Below are 19,529 nucleotides of genomic sequence, written 5' to 3' on the forward strand. Positions count from 1 at the left end.
GAAGTGGGGAGCATGAAGATAAGTGAGTTAGACGGTACATAGTGAGCCGATTGAACCTAACGATTCCCCCGTTAGTCACCATTTTATATTCTAAATTCGTTGAACAGATTTAGTGGTAAAGCTCAATATCCGACGCATCAATGACGTATCCAGTTTGAATATCTTGATTGCCATCAGAAAGTGCAACCGACGTATCAACCGCCCCTGTTTTAATATTCCCTGTCACCCATACTGGTGTGTATAAACTTTGTAATTCATGGCCTTCTGGAAATTCGACTAAAATCGTTTGGTTTACAGGTGGGGGAGGTGTGTGAATGCAAGCCCCTGCGGTAGGCACCAATATAAACTGCTTTCCTATTAAACCTTCCATTTCGAGCGGTACTAAAAATCCGGCTAATTTCATATCGTTAATACTAAGGTCGGGAACAATATCGTTCGTTTGTTGTGTTCTTTGTACAAGCAGCTCACGTACGTTTAAGCCAAATTGTTCAGCCAATACCACACGTTGATTGTATCCATCTTTTTCCATTGGACTTAACTGACGAGTTTTTTGAACAGCCTCGTAGGCGTAAATCTCAGAAAGTAGCGCCTTATTCCCAGGAGAAAGAACCTGATACTGATTCTGCACAGGTCTTAATGACTCCCAAGATATCGTTTCAGCAGCTTGTGTGAACAAACTAAAACAGCAAGCCATAACCATTAATAATGTATTTTTCATGTCAATATTTTCTTATTAGAACAAGGGCTAATGAAAAAATGGCTAAGAAAATCTTAGCCATCGTCTCGTTTTATATGAGTCAATAATATTTAAATTACAAACTTTCGAGGTTATCCATTAGTTGGTAGAAGAACCCAATAGAGCGACCGTATTCTTCAACTAAGATACGTTCGTTCACGCCGTGGAAGCCTTCGAATTCTTTTACGCTTTCTAATTGTATCGCCGTCATTGTATATACATCAGGGGCAAAATCTCGCGCTTGGAAGTGTTTAGAGTCTGAACCACCAATAACAAAGAACGGTGAAACAATCAGATCATTACCCCAAGTTTGGCGAATCGTTTTCTCTAACATGGCATAACCGGGACCACTAGGATCCGCAACATTGGTTGCAGGCGTTGATGCTGAGATATCACGAATGGTCATTCTTTCATCGCCGATCGCTTTCTTCACATGTTCGATAATCACCTCAGGAGTGTCACCCGGCATCGGTCTAAAGTTTACAACTGCGGTAGCTGCTGGCGGTAATACGTTGTCTTTAATACCAGCATTAAACATAGTAACCGCCGTTGTAGTATGAAGCATGGCGCGAGTAACCTCATTTTTAGACATCACATCAATAAATTTTTTCTCTAAGTCCGTCACCGTGTCGTTTTCGCCATAGGCTACGGCTTTGTACAGTGGTTGCTGCGCTTCTGGGAGTTCCGGCCCCATGTATCGATATTGGTATCTCACCGCATCATGAATTTTGTAAGGGAATTGCGCTGCTTCAACTTTCTCAACTGCTTTTGCTAACGCGACAATATTCGATTCTTCTCCCGGTTGTGATGAGTGACCACCAACACCATTGATAGCAATCTCTAGACTAACGAACCCTTTTTGAGCAATGCCGATTAATGCCGTGTTTTCACGGATGCCAGGAAATATACCTGGGACAAGAGGAGCAGATTCATCCATAACAAACGCAATTTTCTCATAACGTTGCTCAATGATATCAGCCGCGTGCTTGGCACCTTCTGGCCCACCCACTTCTTCGTCGTGGCCGAATACAAACAAAATGGTACGTTCAGGCTGGAAACCTTCTTTTAGCTTCATCTCAGTAGCTTCTAACAGCGCCTGAAGTTGGTTTTTGTCATCTAATGAGCCACGACCCCAGATATAACCGTCCTTAATCGCGCCTGAAAACGGCTCTTCTTTCCACTCATCACGAGACTCTTCTGCAATTGGTACTACATCTTGGTGCGCCATAAAAATAGCGGGAGCAAGTGATGGATCTTTACCTTCCCACGTGTAAATCAAGCTGAAAGGGCGCGGGTCACCGACTTCTTCTCGCTTGAGTGTTTTGTGCACTAATGGGTACGATTCTTCAAGAAATTGATGATAGTCACGAAAAGCCTGCTCATCAAAATCACTGCGATCTTGGTTAGAGATAGTTTGAAACTGAACCGCTTGCGATAAGCGTTGCGCAGCACCTTCTATATCAACTTGAATATCCACTTTTTCGACGCCTTGCATTTGCATCGAACTAAAATCTTGCTCATCAGCCCATACTGAAACACTAGCGGTCAATGCCAAAGCAGAAGCGATACTGGTAAAGAGTTTTGATGGTTTTGTCATGATTTGAAGCCTTAATTAGGTAGAGAGTAAATCTGTGTTTTGGTTTATGCGGTAATTATTAACGAACAATACAGGCCAAACCAATCTCTAGCGATGGACTCCATCCATCAGAAGGCGTCGGGAACAATTTTTAGGGGGATGAGTAAAATTAGACATGACTTTGTAGGGGGAAAAGTTTTTACATTCTCGGAAATGCTCCGAGCTCACCTTAAGATATGAGATTTGTGACAAGGTTTTGTTCGATGGTGAGTTTCAGAACCAACGCTTTCACTGCATTCCTAAGTTCACACAAACAAAAATAGCCGCTAATCAGCGGCTATTTTTGTTATCTAAGCAAAGTTTTTACGACTTTTTCGTCTCTTCAACCACGGCTTTCATCAATACTGATGTATCCATGCGGCCCTGTCCTTCGGCAGACAGCGCCTTGTAAGCGTTGTTGGTCTTTTCCGTCAATGGCAATTGGATACCTTGACGCTCTGCTTCATCTAAGCAGAAACCTAAGTCTTTGATCATCCAGTCAATTGCGAAACCGAAATCGAATTTGTCTTGCGCCATTGTGGTCGCGCGGTTTTCCATCTGCCATGAGCCAGCTGCGCCGTTTTTAAGGCAATCGACCAGAGTTGGGATATCCAAACCTGATTTCTCTGCAAGTACCAAGCCCTCAGATAGGCCGTTCAATACACCTGCAATGCAAATCTGATTGACCATTTTCGCGCGTTGGCCTTGGCCGACTTTGCCCATTAGAACTGACGACTTACCGTAAGCTTCAAATACAGGTTGAAGGTCGTTGAATAGCTCTTGTTCGCCACCACACATGATGGTTAATACGCCGTTTTCTGCGCCCGCTTGGCCACCAGACACTGGTGCATCCATAAAGCGAACACCCGCTTTCTTCGCTGCCACTTCAAGCTCTTCAGACAGAACCGCAGACGTTGTGGTGTGATCAACAAGAATCGCGTTTGGCTTCATTGCGGCCAGAGCGCCTGTTTCACTGGTCGTCATGCTGCGCACGTCGTCGTCGTTGCCGACACAAACCAATACTACGTCAGCTTCGGCTACACATTCAGCCACGCTCTCAGCAGCTTTACCTTGGTGTTTATCAGCCCAGTCTAATGCTTTGCTGTGAGTGCGGTTAAATACCGTCACTTCAAAACCGGCTTTGACTAGGTGGCCTGCCATTGGGAACCCCATTACGCCTAGCCCGATAAAACTTACTTTCATTTCTTACTCCTTTTTATTTAACTCAGCTCATCGTGATGGAATGACTGAACGCTCTCAATCAAGGTTTCGATAAGCAAGGTCAAAGCCTTCGGCTGATATTTTCTTTCTTTGTACACTAAATACGCTTGGCGATCACCCCGATGATACTCAGGGAGCACTTGAATCAGATTCATTTCTGGAGAAACATGGCGAAAAGGCAGTGAGGCGATACCCAGCCCCTTTTGCGCTGCGGCCGCAACGGCATAAATATCATTAACGATGAACTTGGGTTTAATCGTCACCATCTGCTCTAAGCGATCGGATTTGTAGAGCGGTATATCAAACACATCATCGACATTAATCCACTCTTGATGCTCGAGATCGTCTGGATTTTTAATTTCTTCACGAGAATCTAAATATTCTTGGCTCGCAAAAAAGCCATGCTTGGCCTTAAACAGTGGTCGAGCAATCATGCCGTCCATGTCGGAAATTTTAAACGTGATCAACAAGTCACGATCGGTTTCAGGCACTACTTGCTGCTGACTCAAAATGAGATTGAGCTGCACGTTCGGATACTGAGTGAGGTATTGCTCAACCGTTAGCCGAAGAAAACCACTATAGAAGTTATGAGGCACCGCGAGCTTTATCTTGCCTTGAATCGCATCGCGCTCTTCAAGCAGGCAACTAAACCCTTGATGCAAAGATTCCATACCACTGCTCAGCGCTGCAAAGGCCGCCTCACCGTCTTTGGTGGCCACCAGCTCTCGTCCTTTCTTTTCCAGAAGGCGGATGCTCAAGCGCTCTTCCAAGGCGGTTAACCGACGCGACATGGTCGACACAGGCAATTGCAGACGTTTCGATGCTGAAAGCAAAGAACCCTCTTCAACCACTGCGCAGAATAAAAACAGATCATCAATGTTTCCAAATATGGAATTCATACTTCTATACGTGCCTATTTTTCTCATTAATGGATATATGTAACCTTATCTCATCAACAACAGAAAATCACGGGAGAAACATACCATGAACAATAAACAATTTTGGGTCACCGCCCTTTTGTCTTCCCTGACCATGGCAACGATTATGTCTGGAGTTATCTCAGGTTATAAAATGGGATTCAGCCACGAATGGCCGTCGATTTGGCTGCAAAGCTTCTTTATTGCTTGGCCTTGCGCATTCACGCTCAACCTAACCGTACTGCCATTGATTCGAAAATTCGCAGCATGGATTTGCAAGCCAAAAGCTAAAACGATGCCGACCCCATTACCTGAAACTTCAACTTCACCGGAAATGATGAACTAAATGGGTTACTCAACTAGGTCGATCATGTCGCCAATATGGAACGATGATCAAGGGAAATTCGTCCGGTAGTTTCGAACAAATACGGGAAATGAAAACAACGATCAATCTCGGCCTGCAAGCAAAAACAAAGAAAACAGCCAACACCCAGAGTCACACTTTTAAGTTCTTCTATCTCTGAATAAACGGCATAAAAAAACCGAGCACTAGGCTCGGTTTTTTAATAACTGTTGTTACTGTAAAGATTACAGCTCAGCGTTGTGGTAAACCTGCTGAACGTCATCACAGTCGTCAAGCATGTCTAAGAACTTCTGGAACTTCTCAGAATCTTCTTCAGCAACTGGCGTAGTCGTTTGAGGAACGAAAGTGATTTCCTCAACGTCTAGAGTTAGCTCTGGGAACGCAGTGTTTAGTGCAGTCTTCGTTTTGAAGAACTCAGTCGTTGGAGCGAATACAGTGATAACACCGTCTTCTAGCTCAACGTCAGTCACGTCTACGTCTTCCATCATTAGCGTTTCTAGAATGATCTCGTCATCTTCGCCTTTAAACTGGAATACAGCTTGGTGAGCGAACATGTGAGAAACAGTACCTTCAACACCGATTTTCGCGCCAGTTTTAACGAAACATTGGCGAACGTCTTGGAAAGTACGGTTGCCGTTGTCAGTTAGACAGTCAACGATTACGCTTGTGCCACCTGGGCCAAAACCTTCGTAACGAGCTGGTTGGAAGTCTTCACCGCCGCCGCCGTTAGCTTTGTCGATCGCTTTTTCGATAACGTGAGCTGGTACTTGGTCTTTTTTCGCTTTAGCAATCAGGTGCTTAAGAGGTAGGTTCATGTCTGGGTCAGAGCTACCGTTCTTAGCCAGTACGTAAATCTCTTTACCGTATTTAGAATAAACTTTAATTTTTGCGCCTGCAGTTTTCGCCATTGAGGCCTTGCGCACTTCAAAACTTCTTCCCATCGGGATCTTCTCTCTGATTCAGTTAACGGAGCAAATTCTAGCAAATTACTGTGTCATTTCAATTCTACAGCTTTGCTGGGTAAGGTTTGTCTGCGTTTATGCGACACCCATTACCCGTTTGTATTTTTCTACAGACTGTTCAAACCAAGCCTTTTCTTCTGGATCACCTAGCTTCATTGCTTCTTCAACAATGGCTTCAGGGCCACATTTCGCTTGCTTCAGTTTCCATACAAGAAACGATGCCTGCTTATCCAGTTCGATTTTATTTTTCTCGCTGGGTGGAAGGAGTGAAAGGTTGATAGACATTATTAGCCTTCGTCTGTAATACACTTGGCCGAGAAATATATCATAGAGCAGCCTCATAAAACCAATACTATGAACAATAGTGGGGGTTGTAGGACGAGAAAGCGGCAAGTCACTGATGCAGGTCAAGCTAGTTTGGGAGAAGTTACACCCTATGATACGAAAGTATCGCTTATTCAACTCATACCATGAGTTGATTAAGGTGATTATTCAGCTCACCTTATGAGCCGAATAATGAGGTAATAACACCACATAAGGTTGCAAGAGTAACCCCTAACCCAAAATACTATTCACTCACAGCAAGCACATCACAGCGTGAGGCGCAGATGAAATCATTCTTGTGCAGGCCTTTGATTGAGTGGCTCCACCAAGTAACAGTGACTTTGCCCCACTCCAATAAGATCGAAGGGTGATGGAATTCTTCTTCTGCCAACTCCGACACTTTATTGCTGAATGCCCATGCTTGTTTGTAGTTCTTAAACTTGAACACCTTCTCAAGCTGTGGGGTGCCGTCTCTTTCGATGATCTGCCAATCAGACAACTCCAACAGTAAAGACTTTTGTTCGTCTTTACTTAGGGCAATCGCGTCGATACTGCAGGCTTCGCATTTTTGTTCATTCAACATGTGTTGGTTCCTTAGGTTCAAAAAGTGGTGGTAATAATCCCTCATCTATCGCTAGATCAGCTTGCTGCAATAGGTTTTCCTGGCTGACTTTGAAGAGTTCAGACAGCTTATCAATCACATAATATTTCGGTTGTATAATATCGATACGATAAGGTGTTCTTAATACGGTTTGCAGATCAAACCGCTCACGAACGGCCAAATCCGCTCCCAGCGCATACATGGTTTCCGCCGGAGACGAAAGAATGCCGCCGCCATAGATTTTCAGCCTATCGCCTTCTTTTACTAAACCGAACTCGACCGTAAACCAATACAAACGGGCAAGATAGGCGCGCTGTTTAGGTGTTGCTGCTTGGCCTAGTTTTCCGTAATGCTCAGTGAATGTCGCAAAATCGATATTGGTGAGCATGGCACAGTGTCCGAAAATTTCATGGAAGAAATCGGGCTCTTGTAAGTAATCGAACTCGTCTCGCGTTCTCAGAAAGGTCGCGACTGGGAATTTCTTATTGGCGAGCAAATCAAAGAAACGGTCGAAATCGATCAACGCAGGCACAGGCTGAACCTGCCAACCTGTTGTTTTAATTAGAACTTTATTTATTTCTGGAAGCTGAGGAACTCTGTCTAATGGCAGATCCAGCAGGGTCAAGCCATGCAAATAAGCATCGCATGCACAGTCATTAATGACGTCCAGTTGCCTTTTTACCAAGTCGTGCCAAATAGCGTCTTCTTCGAGGCTCCACTCAACCCATCCCTCTTGGCTCACGGGCTTAGAATGATATTGAGTCATTACACACCTCCTTTCGAATGTCTCACTTTAAGCCTATCTCCACTCGTTATATCCGCCAATTTGCGCGACTTTTCGAAATAGGCGATCGTGTAACATTTTATTTACACAATTCCGGCGACCCCTTATTTTGCTGATCTTTTGACTTTGTAAAACCTAAATACCAGACTGAAAACGTTAACTTTTTGTTAAAGGTAAAGGAATGCACGAAAGCAATAAGCCAGTTTGGCAACCTAGCGAGCAGCGCATCGCAGACGCCAACTTAACCCAATTCATGGATAGCCTTGCTCAGCAGGGCGTACTCGGACGGGAATTACAAAACTACACGGATTTCCATCAATGGTCCGTGGAACATCCCGAGTCGTTTTGGCAGAACGTTTGGCAGTTTTGTGGAATGGTGGGCTCGCAGAACAGTATTGATAACGCACAAAGAGAGCTCATCAAAACTCAAGGCGAGAGCCGCTGGCTGCAGCCTAAATCGAATCGCGATGCAGTTTGGTTTCCGAATGCGCAAGTAAACTACGCCGAAAATTTGCTGCGCTTGGCGCATGAGATACCGGATGAACGTGCTATTTGGTTTGAGAATGAGCGTGGCGAACAACAGAGTTATACATGGCAAACCCTAAGTGAAGGCGTCTCTAGCGTTCAACAATGGCTTGTTGATAACGGAGTTCAACAAGGTGATTTGGTTGCTGCTTATACGCCTTATCTACCGCAAACCGTGATAGCGATGTTGGCGACCACCAGCTTAGGGGCGATTTGGACATCGACCTCTCCCGACTTTGGCGTAGAGAGTGTGATTGAACGATTTGGCCAAGTGAAACCTAAGGTGCTATTCACCTGTGATGGCTACACCTTCAATGGCAAAACGTTCGATATGACGGACAAGAACCATGAAATCATCGAACACTTAACCGAGCTAAAGCAGGTGTGTCAGATCGGTTATTTAAAGCCAAGTGATGATTTAGAGAAGAGCAATTTGGAGAAGAACAAAGTTAAACATGGTGTGTCAATCCAAAGTTGGATAAACATCATTAGTCACTATCAACCAAAGCCTCTTCGATTTACTCGTGTGAACTTTAATGAACCACTGTTTGTACTCTACTCTTCTGGCACAACGGGCAAACCCAAGTGTATTGTGCATTCTGTCGGTGGCACCACCATCAATCACCTAAAAGAGCATCAACTTCACTGCGATGTTAAGCCACACGATCGCATGTTCTACTACACCACTTGTGGTTGGATGATGTGGAACTGGCACGTCTCTGCGCTCGCCAGCGGGGCTTGTTTGGTGATCTTTGATGGTAACCCGGTTTATCCGCAAACCAATGTACTTTGGGACTTGGCACAGCGCGCGAATGTATCGTTGTTTGGCACCTCAGCCAAGTATTTAGAGGCGATTGAGAAAGCCGAACTCTCGCCAATAGACAGTCACTCGCTTCCTCATTTGAGAACACTGTGCTCGACGGGATCAGTGCTTTACCCAGAGCAGTTTGATTACGTTTACAAACACATCAAACAAGACCTGCATTTAGCCTCAATTTCTGGCGGCACGGATATTTGTGGCTGCTTTGTATTGGGTAACCCGATCTCGCCTGTGTATCGCGGTGAGTGCCAACAGGCAGGGCTTGGAATCGATATCAAGGTGTTCAACTCTTCTGGTGACAAGGTCAATCACGAACGTGGCGAACTCGTGTGTACAAACTCCCTACCCAACTTCCCTGTTGGTTTTTGGAATGACACAGGGGGGCGCTACCACAGCACTTACTGGGACAGGTTTGATAATGTGTGGCATCACGGTGATGAAGTCGCACAGAGCATGCATGGTGGCTACCTGTTCTACGGGCGAGGCGACACCACTCTCAACCCTGGTGGCGTGCGAATTGGTACTGCCGAGATCTACCAGCAAGTGAATACCATTGAGGGCATTGTTGATTCGATAGCAGTCGGCAAAGACATCGACCGCAATGAGCAAATATGGCTGTTCGTTCAACTGCAGCAAGGTGTGAGCTTAGATGATAACTTACTGACAGCCATCAAAAGTAAACTCAAATCCTCTTGCTCACCGAGGCATGTACCAAGCCAGATTTTTGCGATCAGCGACGTGCCAAAAACACGCTCTGGTAAATTGGTGGAGTTGGCAGTGAAGCAGGTCGTGAATGGCAAAGATGTAGAAAACCTCGGAGCAATCGCTAACGCCGAGGTTCTAGAAGAGATAAAGCGTGCTGTTTCGCTGTAGCGCTGAGACCTAGAAGAACATGATTTAGAAATAAAAAGTCCTCCGTGGAATTTAACGCCGCGGAGTTTTTTTGATCTTCGTATTCGATTTATCTAAGTGGGCTAATCAGCACGAGCCTGTCATTATCAATCAAGGTTTGAGCTGTTCCAATCGGTTGTCCAACCATCTGTGCCTCAAACCTCGAACAGCTAAACTCAAAACTCAAAACTCAAAACTCAAAACTCAAAACTTTCAGTATAAATTTGTGCTGCTGGGACGCCTATTGAAACTAGGTACTCAGTCATATCCCTCATAAATTGAGTCGGCCCACATATATAGGCTTGCTGGCTAGCCGCATTCGGCACCACCTTTTCCAGTGCATCTTCTGTCAACCGCCCCTGACGACTACTAATGATATTTATGTAATTGAAACTAGGGTAATTCATTGCTCGGCGTAATAATTCTGATTGGCTAATGAGGTGCTTTTCATCTCTTTCTATGTGGATCATAGTAATATTGGTTTGGTCTTGTAATGAAAATGCGCCGATACCACGAACCATCGCCAGATTAGGCGTAATACCAATGCCAGCACTCAGTAACAGCAAATGTTTAGGAACGACCGGTTTTTGCGTTTCTATGTCCAATCGAATTGCAGTCATTTCGCCTTGAACACCCAGCAATTTAACTTGCATGCCGAGCTCCGCATGGTCGTGTAACCAGTTCGTTAGCAACCCATTTGGGACACGCTTCACCGTAATATCTAATGTATTGTCGCCATTAATACTGTTAGGTGTTTCCGATAGAGTCCAAGTACGTACCTCAAGCGGTTCACCATCGGGAATATTGGAAAATTCAAAAGTAGCATATTGACCAGGCAGAAAAGCAATACGACGCGGTATCACAAAGCGGAAAGTCTTAACATGCTCGCTTTCGTCCACAATTTTCGCCAACGTTGCCACTTGCGGATATTCAGTTTCAGAATCTAAGATTTCTGCACCCGCTACCACAGGGTTATAAGGAGAGTAATCTAAGCGTTGCCAACGATGGCTGGTAACATTGTCTGTTCGGATAAGACTTGTTATGTGAAAGACTATTTTCCTTGAAGCACCTTCATAACTCCCATCGTGTGCCCAATCTACAGTTGCTCGGCCTGTCATTTGAATCATGCTACCTGATTCAAAATTTACTAAAGTAACTCCAGCTCTATCACAAGATTCCAAATTACCCGAGGTAAAAAACATGCCATTACCACGATACTCAGGCCACTCTATGATAGATGGTGATATTACTCGTATAAAACCTGGTTGCCCGCCTCTATGATTGCAATCAGCACCGACATTAGGTGCGTAACTGCCGATCCACAAAGTATCGATTGTCCGAACAAACGCTTGATCATCAGGAGTTAACTGAGTGCGGATTACTGCCTTTGCATCTTTGTTTAAGGCAGACGCTTCATTTGATGCATGGATGATTTGTCTACGATTAATGTATTTAGGGCAGTTGGGGCTATATTCCTCAACTTGTAAATTCAATCCACGGCTCTCTTGATTCATTGAAGTTAGCGAAGTGCCGCTAATGCGATGTCTTATTCTTCTATTTAAATCAATTCCTAATAATGAAAGAGGCGTGCCAGGCTCAATAAATTTAAGTATTTCAGAGTTTGGGATGCAACTTGCGGAGATTAAAATTTCGTGTTCTGAGGTAGCCGTTAAATCACCAGCTTTGCCGAACAAAGGGGTTACCCACACAGACTGACTCTTTATATCAACACTTGCTAAAGCGGCAAATGATTGAGCTGCCAAAAATGCATCATGACTAGAAGAAAAGCTAAGGACACTGCGCTTACCGGCAGCGAGTTCAGCGGCTGCGCCTCTTGTTCCCGCTTTGTCTTGGGCTGCTAATTCCCCCGGATGATAAGATAAAAAAGACATAGTATCCCTTATTTTTTCGTTGTTAATTTGCTTGCTTCAGAGCTTTAAAACCATCGAGGCTTTCTACCGAAAAAAGCCATGTTTATAGCTGAATCCGTGCTAGTCATGGATGGTGATTAATTAAAAAACTGACGGTGCTGTCCAGCATGTGCGGGCAAACAGCCTGTCGATAGAAATGAACGACGATCTATCACGTCCCTACTCGTACCAGCATATTAGCTCTCCCTTATAAAAGGGAGAGATGTCACTTTTCAGATCGTGTAATCGTCTATTTATGAGCGTGCCTCTTAACGCTTCTCACGCGAAATAGCCGTGTTAGGCATAGAGCCCTACAGCTGTGCGAGGCATCGCTTTGAAGCCATCAAGATTCTCAATGTTGCTTAGCAGACGGAGTACATTCGGGTACTTGTCTAGCGACACATTACCTTCGGGTGCATGAGCCACATATGAGTAGACGGCAATATCCGCAATGGTTGGTCGACCACCAACCAAGAAGTCTTTGTTAGCCAATAAAGTATCGAGTTTGGTAAGTGCCTTTTCAGCAACAATTTGACAAAACTGAGCATCGAATGGCGCGTCAAAAACAGTAATTAGACGGGCAGCAGCTGGACCAAAAGCTATTTCACCAGCGGCCAGTGTTAAGAACTTTTGCACTTCAGCTTCTAGCATAGGATCCGAAGGAAGAAAGTCTGGAGCATATCGGCGCGCCAAGTAAACGAGGATGGCATTTGAATCGCTGATGACAATGTCATTGTCTTCAATGACCGGTACCTGTCCCAAAGGGTTTAATGTTAGGAACGGTTCTTTTTTGTGCTCTCCTGATGGAAGATCAACATAAACAATTTCGTGTTTAATATTGGCAATGCTTACAAAAAGTTCCACACGGTGTGCATGGCCTGATAATGGAAAACTGTAGATTCGAATACCATGTGACATTGTAGCCTCCTAAACGGACTGGTTTGATTGTGTATGCTAGGAGTATATAAGGTGTTTAATAGGTTATAATCTACCCATATATACAATGATAATGTACATTTTGTAGATAATCATAATTCTGAGGTCAGCAGAGAAAGGGAGTTTATGGACACTATTGAAGCGATGCGGGTTTTTGTTAATGTGGCACGTCAAAAATCCTTTACTCAAGGAGCAAAGCAATCAGACCTGAGTACGAAGCTAGCAAGTAAGTATGTTCGTCAACTTGAAGCGAGATTGGATGCTCAACTTTTTTATCGAACTACACGCAGCGTGACATTAACCGAAACGGGACGAGCTTACTATAAGCGTTGTCAACCGATACTAGAGCAGTTTGATGAGCTCGAAGACTTGGTACAAGACCGTCAAAAAGAACTTTCAGGGACTATCCGGTTAACAGCATCCACAGGCTTTGGAAGCAAAGAGTTGATAGAACCGCTGCTAAGCTACCAAAAGCAGCATCCCGAAGTAAAAGTCGATCTTCGCCTGTCAGACAACCATATTGCGGTCGTGGAAGAGGGCGTCGATATTGCAATAAGATTTGGTAAGCTGCAAGATTCAAATTTAATGGCACGAAAGCTGAAAGATATGCGAGTGGTATTTTTTGCTTCCCCAGACTATCTAAGTCTCAATGGCTTACCTACTCATCCTGAAGAACTTGTCGATCATAACTGCCTGCTTTTTCGTAGCTCTACTGATTCGAAAAACTGGCATTTTAACCTCAATGGCCAAATCGTCTCTTGCCCAGTGTCTGGGACTTTCAATGCAGACTCACCAAGGGCAATTACCAATATGTCGCGTGGTGGTTTAGGTATCGGAATTGGGCCGTATTACGCCGTCGAAAACCATGTCAAATCAGGTGAGCTAACGTTGCTTTTCGAAGAGATGGAAGTAGAGCCAATGGGGTTATACGCCGTATATCCCGAGAACCGACATTTAACCGCAAGAATCAGAGCTTTAATCGATCATCTTGTTGCTTGGTTTAACGACTAAGCGCTAACCAGTATTAGGAATTTAGGTGCCTCGCTTATATCTAGTTCTGGGCGAATTCTGACCGGCTCATTTACATTCTAATGAGTCTCAGAAATAGTCTTAGTGTGCTCTAGGTAAGAGCCAAACTACATCAGTAAATCCCCGTATCTCACTTTATTGGTATCTACGATTTTTTTCTCAATAAAGTCTAAGAATACTTTAACTCTAACGGGTAAAACTCTGCCAGGTGGCCGTACCGCCCAAATTTTTGTGTCGTTCACAAGCTTATAATCCGGAAGGATTTGAATCACTCGACCAGATTTTAACGAAGGCCCTGCATGCCAGTAAGAGGCCATACCAATCCCCATACCAGACTCAACAAGATCACTGACCGCATCCCCTAAGTTTAAGGAGATCGGATTTGCTACAGATACCTTGTGTACTTTCCCGTCAGCACTCATAAACGCCCAATCGACAGCATGACCCAAGGGCAAACATCGATGCTTGAGTAAATCTTCTGGGCTTTCAGGCGCACCATATTTTTCAATATAGTCTGGTGAAGCAACTAGCATAATTGGATTGTCAGCCAGTCGCCTCGCTAACAGGTTACTTGAAGACAAGTTACCAATACGGAAGGCTAAGTCGTAGCCATGCTCAATTAAATCCTCGGTTTTATCGTTAAAGTCAATTTCCAATTCAAGATTAGGATACAGCTCGAGTAACTCAGGGATAAAGGGAACAATGTAATGTCGACCATATGAAGCTGATACAGCCACTTTTAATCGCCCTTGAACATTGCTTTCGCTACCTTTGAAGACATTTGCCACCTCTTCAACATCGTCAACAATGCGTCTGGCATGAGGTAGAAACATTTCACCATCATGAGTCAATGTGATGGTTCTTGTTGAGCGATGGAACAGTTTTACGCCCAGCTCCGCTTCTAATTGTTGGACTCTTTGGCTGGCATTAGTCGTTGAAAGCCCAAAGTCTTCGCCAGCACGTCCAATTTTTCCTATTTCTACAACTCGTAAGAATAACGCTAAGGTTTTTAGATCAAAGTTCACTTCATCCGCCTCTCTATTAATCCCGAATTTAAGGATAGTCTTTCCTTAATCTGCTAGATGATACCAAATAATGGCATATATATAATCATTTACGAATTCACCAACGGAGACAAACCAATGAAAGCAATTATTACTCATCAAGCAGGCGGCATTGAAAACCTACAGTTGCACGACGTAGAAAAGCCAACAATTAGAGCCAATGAAGTACTAGTAGAAACTCGAGCCATCAGCATTAATCCTGCGGATACCAAAGTGAAGTATGCAGAAGAAGCGTTACTTGATTTGTATGGCGAAGAGCGTCCTATCATTTTGGGGTGGGACATTGCAGGCACAGTGATTGAAGCTGGTGCAAACGTCACTAATTTCAAAGTGGGTGATAACGTCTTTGGTATGGTGAATTTTCCAGGAAATGGTAAAGCGTATGCGGAGTATGTTGCCTCTCCAGAATCACATATCGCATTAATACCTGAGGGCGTTAATTTTATCGATGCAGCAGCAACCACACTTGCTGCCATGACAGCCTATCAGGCATTAAACGGTCGGGTAAACCAAGGTGATAAAGTTCTAATTCATGCGGGATCTGGCGGCGTGGGCCACTTTGCCGTTCAAATAGCCAAACAGATGGGCGCTTATGTTTATTCGACAAGTTCGGTTCGAAATAAGGATTTTGTGATGTCACTTGGTGCAGATGAGCACATCGATTACCGTGAGCAAGACTTTGAAAAAGTACTTCATGATATTGATTTAGCGTTCGACACGGTGAGTCCAGAAAACGCTGAAAAGTCGCTACAAGTGCTGCGTTCTGGTGGTCAACTCGTTTCAATTACTATTCGAGAGCCTTCAGATAACATGCAAAAAACTGCGTTTGAATCAAATTTAAAGATTACTCCGCTTCTTGTTCAATCTAACGGTGAAGACGCTTCAAAAATTTCTGAAATGCTCGCCAACAACTCGATCAAACCACACGTATCTCAAATTTTCGAGTTTAAAGATTTAGCTCTGGCGCACACTGCTGTCGAAACTGGCCGAACCGTAGGTAAAGTTATCGTAACGGTTTAGTTCCCATAAGTCATTGAAGTTAAAATTAAAAATCTAGCAAGGTGTAGAGTAATGATTAACCAAATTGTAAAGTTCACAGTAAAGCCAGAATACGAAGACGAATTTCAACAACAGCTATTGGAGCACCAACTGGCGAGTAGCCAAGAAACTGGCAATGTGGAGATGCGAATCTATGTTGATAACCAAGATTCGAATCTATTTTTTGCCTACGACCGTTGGGTTAATCAGGAGGCTTTGGATTCACACTTACAGCAGGCACACACTCAAAAACTCATCAAACTGACAGAAACTGCTTTGGTTGAGCCTGCGATGGTTTTGAACCTTAGTGAAACAACCCCTGCGCCTGTGGCCTTAAAGCAAGCAGATAAAGAGGATGAGAAATTTAATATTTTCTTCATTTTCAAACTAAAAATGGAACATCGTGAAGCGCTAATCGCCCAGTTCGAGGAGCATATTCAACACACTCGCACCGAGGCAGGTAATTTGTTGTTTGATTTGTTTACCATTAATGGCAATGACGACACGTTAGCCGTGTATGAGCACTGGAGAAAAGAATCGGATGTTTGGGATATCCATTTTAATCAACCTTATTCGAAAGTGACTGGGGCATTAATGGAGAAAGCCGTGGTAGGTGATATGAACCAGTACATGAACTTTGTCACTCAAATAGCGGGTTGATTGGAGATAATAATGACGGCTTATTATGTAGTTAATTATGATATTGCGGATGAAGAACTTTATGCGCAATACAACCCTGGGTTAAATCATGTCACTGCTAACACGGTTGCAAAGCATGGTGGTGAGATTTTGGTCGCAACAAGTGAAGGTCAGACACTGTCGGGGCAATGTTTACAAATGAAAGTAATCATTCAGTTCCCAAGTAGAGAAGCTGCATTAGCATGGGATAATGACATTGAATATCGTGACGCAAAACTCATACGCCTTGCTGCCACTACCAATATAGATTGCTACATTGTAGACAAATTGGTTGTTCCGTCTTAATACCAAGAATCTTATTTAAGTACAGGTAGTGGAAGGCGTAGCGGATGAGTAAAGTTGATCGTTACTTTTAGGTGATTCGAATACTTTGTAGAAGCAGAGATTATTCGCATCACCTTAGTTTTATTGGCTTCTTAACAAGCTTTTGTCCCGCGGCGTTCAATCTAACCCTCACCATAGTTTGCCAGGACGAAAAATATCAAAGCAAAAGGATGACTAGAAATAGCAACATAAGGCTTTCTAACCTCGGAAAAGCCTGCAGCTATAACTAAACAGCGGTTTCCAAGATGGTGGGGATTCGCTTTGCTAGTATCTCAGCAAACTTTTCATGCTGAGATGCTTGCCAATGTATACCTTCTTTTGGGCAAGGTTGGATTTCGGTTGCAGCATCAAAGAAATGACAACCCAGTTCTTGGGAGCGAAGTTTAAAATAGTGTCCTAGCTGCTTTGATTTAGCTTCAGCGTTCGTAAAACCCTCTTTTAATGGATTCACTTCAAGGACATGAGTAGGTGACACTAGCAAGACTTCAGCAGGCTTAGTCATAAAACCGTGTTGATAGTTTTGTATCAGTTGAACGAGTCTTGCAGCCCCTTTAGATATATCACTGGCAGTCAAATTGAAACGAGATTTGAGGTCATTGGTTCCAAGCATCAGTATAACAAGATCGGGGTGATGGCTTTCTATGCACGGTAAAAGGTAATCTAGCCCTTTTTTTCCTGCTTCATAAGGGTCATCTAAAACGGTTGTTCTGCTGTTTAAACCCTCTTCAATCACGACATAATTAGGGAGTTTTGATTGAAGTAACATCGTCCAGCGCTCTGCACGGTTATATCTACGCGGTAAGTCTGGGGAACATCCCCAAGTGTTGGAATCGCCAAAACATAGAACTGATTTCATAGCCATTTTATTCGTTGATTTAAAGATATTCAATTGTATTACAAATAAAATAAACATTGTTAGCACTACGTCAGACACACCTTAGATGTTTGTGGTCTATCGTATTGCAGTCGAAATTAGCCGTAAAGTGTTGCTATACGTTTACGTAAGTACATTCGCATCCGCCTGATTCTCTGGCATTGCTTCGATGAACGCAGGTAACTGGTTACACGCTGCAACAATCGAGTTAATCAGCGGATAAGGCGACATATCAAGATCAAAGCGCAGCGCATTGTAAACTTGCGGCACTAAGCAAATATCGACGATACAAGGTGAATCCGTGAGGCTATACACCGAGTCGCCGTGCGCTTTTCTGTATTTAGCCAACTTCTCTTCTAAAGCATGGAAACCCTGGCTCATCCAATGATGAAGCCAATCCATTTTCGCCTCTTGTTCACACGACAATTCTCGCTCCAGATACTGCAACACACGCAGGTTGTTCAGAGGGTGAATTTCTATCGCAATATCCTGAGCCATAGCCAACGCTTGATAACGCAGCGGTGTTTGCTCTGGAATTAGCGAGGAGTCAGGGCTGCTCTCACACAAATAGTGTTCATCGAGATATTGAAGAATAGCCAGTGACTGATTGAGTTGAACTTCACCATCCACCAGCACGGGCACTAATTCACTGGCGTTGAGCTCACGATATTGTGGGTCATGCTGCTCGCCGCCATGACGCACCAAGTGCACCGATTTAGACTCGTAGTTGAGTTGCTTCAGGTTTAATCCAATACGCACTCGATAGGCTGCGGACGAGCGCCAGTAACCGTAAAGTATAATGTTCTTGTTCACGATGCTCTCGCTCATACAGAAATCCTATTACGTGGATTATACCGCTCGATACTGGCTCACTTTTTGGTCAATCGCACCAAAAATGGAGTCACCCGCTGCATCAAACATCTCAAGCTTGATCGAATCGCCAAACGACATGAATTTAGTCGACGGTTTACCATCACGAATCGTCTCAATCATTCGCACTTCGGCAATACATGAATAACCCACACCGCCTTCGGCAATTGAGGTGCCGTGGTCAGTCCCTTGCTTATTAGAAACCGTGCCCGAGCCTATGATTGTGCCTGCCGACAATGGGCGAGTCTTCGCGGCATGTACCACGAGCTCGGCAAAGTTGAAGGTCATATCCACGCCTGCATTCGGACAACCAAAAGGCTGGTTGTTGTAGGTCGATATCAGCGGTAAATGCACCTTGCTGCCTTTCCATTGTTCGCCAAGCTCATCAGGTGTTACCGCAACTGGAGAAAACGCTGAAGAGGGCTTAGACTGGAAGAAACCAAAGCCCTTGGCGAGCTCAGCAGGAATCAAACCGCGCAGCGACACATCATTCACTAACATCAACAGACGAATTGAATCATGCGCTTGTTTGGCACTAGCGCTCATTGGCACATCTCCAGTAACAACCGCGACTTCACCCTCGAAATCGATACCCCATTCGTCACTGGCAAACTCAATATTGTCACGCGGACCAATAAAGGTATCTGAGCCGCCTTGATACATAAGCGGGTCGACCCAAAAGCTTTCTGGCATTTCAGCACCACGAGCCTTACGCACCAGCTCAACGTGGTTTACATACGCGCTGCCATCTGCCCATTGATAAGCGCGTGGCAGAGGCGATTCACAATATTGAGGCGCAAAGACTTCACTGCCTATCACATGCCCAGTATTAAGCGAGGTGTATAATTCTTCTAACTGAGGCGCAACACTGTCCCAGTTATCCAAAGCTACCTGCATGGTTGGCGCCAAATGCATCGCGTGAAAAATCTCCGTCGCTGGCACACACTGTTTAAGATCTCTACTCACGACCATCAACAGACCATCGCGAGTACCATTTTTCTTGGTTGCTAATTTCATCCTTGTTG

At 44.2% G+C, this 19,529-nt stretch carries 20 protein-coding genes; 6 read left to right on the forward strand and 14 right to left on the reverse strand.

The features are described from left to right. Positions 1-109 precede the first annotated feature (109 nt). The 4 genes from ACFI6G_RS03720 to ACFI6G_RS03735 all read right to left on the reverse strand — a co-directional run bounded on the left by ACFI6G_RS03720 (position 110) and on the right by ACFI6G_RS03735 (position 4,471). Positions 110-718 (reverse strand): DUF3299 domain-containing protein, encoded by a 609-nt coding sequence (locus tag ACFI6G_RS03720; protein WP_016767959.1) that lies wholly within the window; start codon positions 716-718, stop codon positions 110-112. A gap of 94 nt (positions 719-812) precedes the next feature. Next, positions 813-2,333: a M20 family peptidase gene (locus tag ACFI6G_RS03725; protein WP_010432334.1), complete on the reverse strand. Its 1,521-nt coding sequence runs from the start codon at positions 2,331-2,333 to the stop codon at positions 813-815. Positions 2,334-2,675: 342 nt separating this feature from the next. Next, a complete protein-coding gene (locus ACFI6G_RS03730; RefSeq protein ID WP_016793268.1) occupies positions 2,676-3,554 on the reverse strand; it encodes an NAD(P)-dependent oxidoreductase in 879 nt (292 codons plus the stop codon). A 17-nt stretch (positions 3,555-3,571) separates the two neighbouring features. Continuing rightward, a complete protein-coding gene (locus ACFI6G_RS03735; protein WP_016797822.1) occupies positions 3,572-4,471 on the reverse strand; it encodes a LysR family transcriptional regulator in 900 nt (299 codons plus the stop codon). Between the two features lie 85 nt (positions 4,472-4,556). Between ACFI6G_RS03735 and ACFI6G_RS03740 the strand changes: the two genes are divergently transcribed. Beyond that, the gene (locus ACFI6G_RS03740; protein WP_010432329.1) at positions 4,557-4,835 is read left to right on the forward strand and encodes a DUF2798 domain-containing protein; all 279 of its coding nucleotides are present in this window, start codon (positions 4,557-4,559) and stop codon (positions 4,833-4,835) included. A gap of 242 nt (positions 4,836-5,077) precedes the next feature. Here the strand turns inward: ACFI6G_RS03740 and ACFI6G_RS03745 are convergent, their stop codons facing one another. From ACFI6G_RS03745 to phhA, 4 genes are all read right to left on the reverse strand, one after another. Beyond that, positions 5,078-5,794, reverse strand: coding sequence for a YebC/PmpR family DNA-binding transcriptional regulator (locus tag ACFI6G_RS03745; protein WP_010432326.1), 717 nt, complete (start codon positions 5,792-5,794; stop codon positions 5,078-5,080). A 96-nt stretch (positions 5,795-5,890) separates the two neighbouring features. Continuing rightward, complete coding sequence (locus tag ACFI6G_RS03750) at positions 5,891-6,100, reverse strand: DUF3283 family protein (protein ID WP_010432323.1); 210 nt, start codon at positions 6,098-6,100, stop codon at positions 5,891-5,893. A gap of 283 nt (positions 6,101-6,383) precedes the next feature. Continuing rightward, positions 6,384-6,722: a 4a-hydroxytetrahydrobiopterin dehydratase gene (locus tag ACFI6G_RS03755; RefSeq protein WP_010432321.1), complete on the reverse strand. Its 339-nt coding sequence runs from the start codon at positions 6,720-6,722 to the stop codon at positions 6,384-6,386. Continuing rightward, on the reverse strand, positions 6,712-7,506 hold the full coding sequence (gene phhA / locus ACFI6G_RS03760) for a phenylalanine 4-monooxygenase (RefSeq protein ID WP_193846175.1): 795 nt from the start codon (positions 7,504-7,506) through the stop codon (positions 6,712-6,714). The genes ACFI6G_RS03755 and phhA overlap by 11 nt, the downstream gene beginning before the upstream one ends. 199 nt (positions 7,507-7,705) lie before the next feature. On the opposite strand from phhA, the gene ACFI6G_RS03765 reads away from it, so the two are divergent. Then, complete coding sequence (locus tag ACFI6G_RS03765; RefSeq protein WP_193846177.1) at positions 7,706-9,742, forward strand: acetoacetate--CoA ligase; 2,037 nt, start codon at positions 7,706-7,708, stop codon at positions 9,740-9,742. Between the two features lie 215 nt (positions 9,743-9,957). Here the strand turns inward: ACFI6G_RS03765 and ACFI6G_RS03770 are convergent, their stop codons facing one another. Both ACFI6G_RS03770 and ACFI6G_RS03775 read right to left on the reverse strand, forming a co-directional pair. Next, positions 9,958-11,652 (reverse strand): FAD-binding oxidoreductase, encoded by a 1,695-nt coding sequence (locus tag ACFI6G_RS03770; protein WP_016767954.1) that lies wholly within the window; start codon positions 11,650-11,652, stop codon positions 9,958-9,960. A gap of 315 nt (positions 11,653-11,967) precedes the next feature. Then, entirely contained in the window at positions 11,968-12,588 is a 621-nt protein-coding gene (locus ACFI6G_RS03775) for a glutathione S-transferase family protein (RefSeq protein ID WP_010432311.1), read from the reverse strand. Positions 12,589-12,732: 144 nt separating this feature from the next. On the opposite strand from ACFI6G_RS03775, the gene ACFI6G_RS03780 reads away from it, so the two are divergent. Beyond that, on the forward strand, positions 12,733-13,617 hold the full coding sequence (locus ACFI6G_RS03780; RefSeq protein WP_010432310.1) for a LysR family transcriptional regulator: 885 nt from the start codon (positions 12,733-12,735) through the stop codon (positions 13,615-13,617). A 125-nt stretch (positions 13,618-13,742) separates the two neighbouring features. Here the strand turns inward: ACFI6G_RS03780 and ACFI6G_RS03785 are convergent, their stop codons facing one another. Continuing rightward, the gene (locus ACFI6G_RS03785) at positions 13,743-14,660 is read right to left on the reverse strand and encodes a LysR family transcriptional regulator (protein ID WP_016767953.1); all 918 of its coding nucleotides are present in this window, start codon (positions 14,658-14,660) and stop codon (positions 13,743-13,745) included. Between the two features lie 117 nt (positions 14,661-14,777). Here ACFI6G_RS03785 and ACFI6G_RS03790 point away from each other — a divergent pair, with 117 nt between their 5' ends. Genes ACFI6G_RS03790 through ACFI6G_RS03800 form a run of 3 tightly spaced genes read left to right on the forward strand, consistent with a single transcriptional unit; the run spans position 14,778 to position 16,721 of the window. After that, the gene (locus tag ACFI6G_RS03790) at positions 14,778-15,719 is read left to right on the forward strand and encodes an NADP-dependent oxidoreductase (protein ID WP_010432305.1); all 942 of its coding nucleotides are present in this window, start codon (positions 14,778-14,780) and stop codon (positions 15,717-15,719) included. Positions 15,720-15,770: 51 nt separating this feature from the next. Then, positions 15,771-16,397 (forward strand): putative quinol monooxygenase, encoded by a 627-nt coding sequence (locus ACFI6G_RS03795; protein ID WP_010432303.1) that lies wholly within the window; start codon positions 15,771-15,773, stop codon positions 16,395-16,397. Between the two features lie 12 nt (positions 16,398-16,409). Next, positions 16,410-16,721, forward strand: coding sequence for a DUF1330 domain-containing protein (locus ACFI6G_RS03800; protein WP_010432301.1), 312 nt, complete (start codon positions 16,410-16,412; stop codon positions 16,719-16,721). A 265-nt stretch (positions 16,722-16,986) separates the two neighbouring features. On the opposite strand, the gene ACFI6G_RS03805 is transcribed toward ACFI6G_RS03800, so the two are convergent. From ACFI6G_RS03805 to ACFI6G_RS03815, 3 genes are all read right to left on the reverse strand, one after another. Next, positions 16,987-17,673, reverse strand: coding sequence for an SGNH/GDSL hydrolase family protein (locus ACFI6G_RS03805; RefSeq protein WP_016787475.1), 687 nt, complete (start codon positions 17,671-17,673; stop codon positions 16,987-16,989). A gap of 84 nt (positions 17,674-17,757) precedes the next feature. Beyond that, positions 17,758-18,462: a maleylacetoacetate isomerase gene (gene maiA, locus ACFI6G_RS03810; RefSeq protein WP_193846179.1), complete on the reverse strand. Its 705-nt coding sequence runs from the start codon at positions 18,460-18,462 to the stop codon at positions 17,758-17,760. 21 nt (positions 18,463-18,483) lie between these two features. Further along, entirely contained in the window at positions 18,484-19,521 is a 1,038-nt protein-coding gene (locus ACFI6G_RS03815) for a fumarylacetoacetate hydrolase family protein (RefSeq protein ID WP_010432294.1), read from the reverse strand. Positions 19,522-19,529: the final 8 nt, after the last annotated feature.

The sequence above is a fragment of the Vibrio sp. PSi01 genome, from assembly GCF_054960695.1.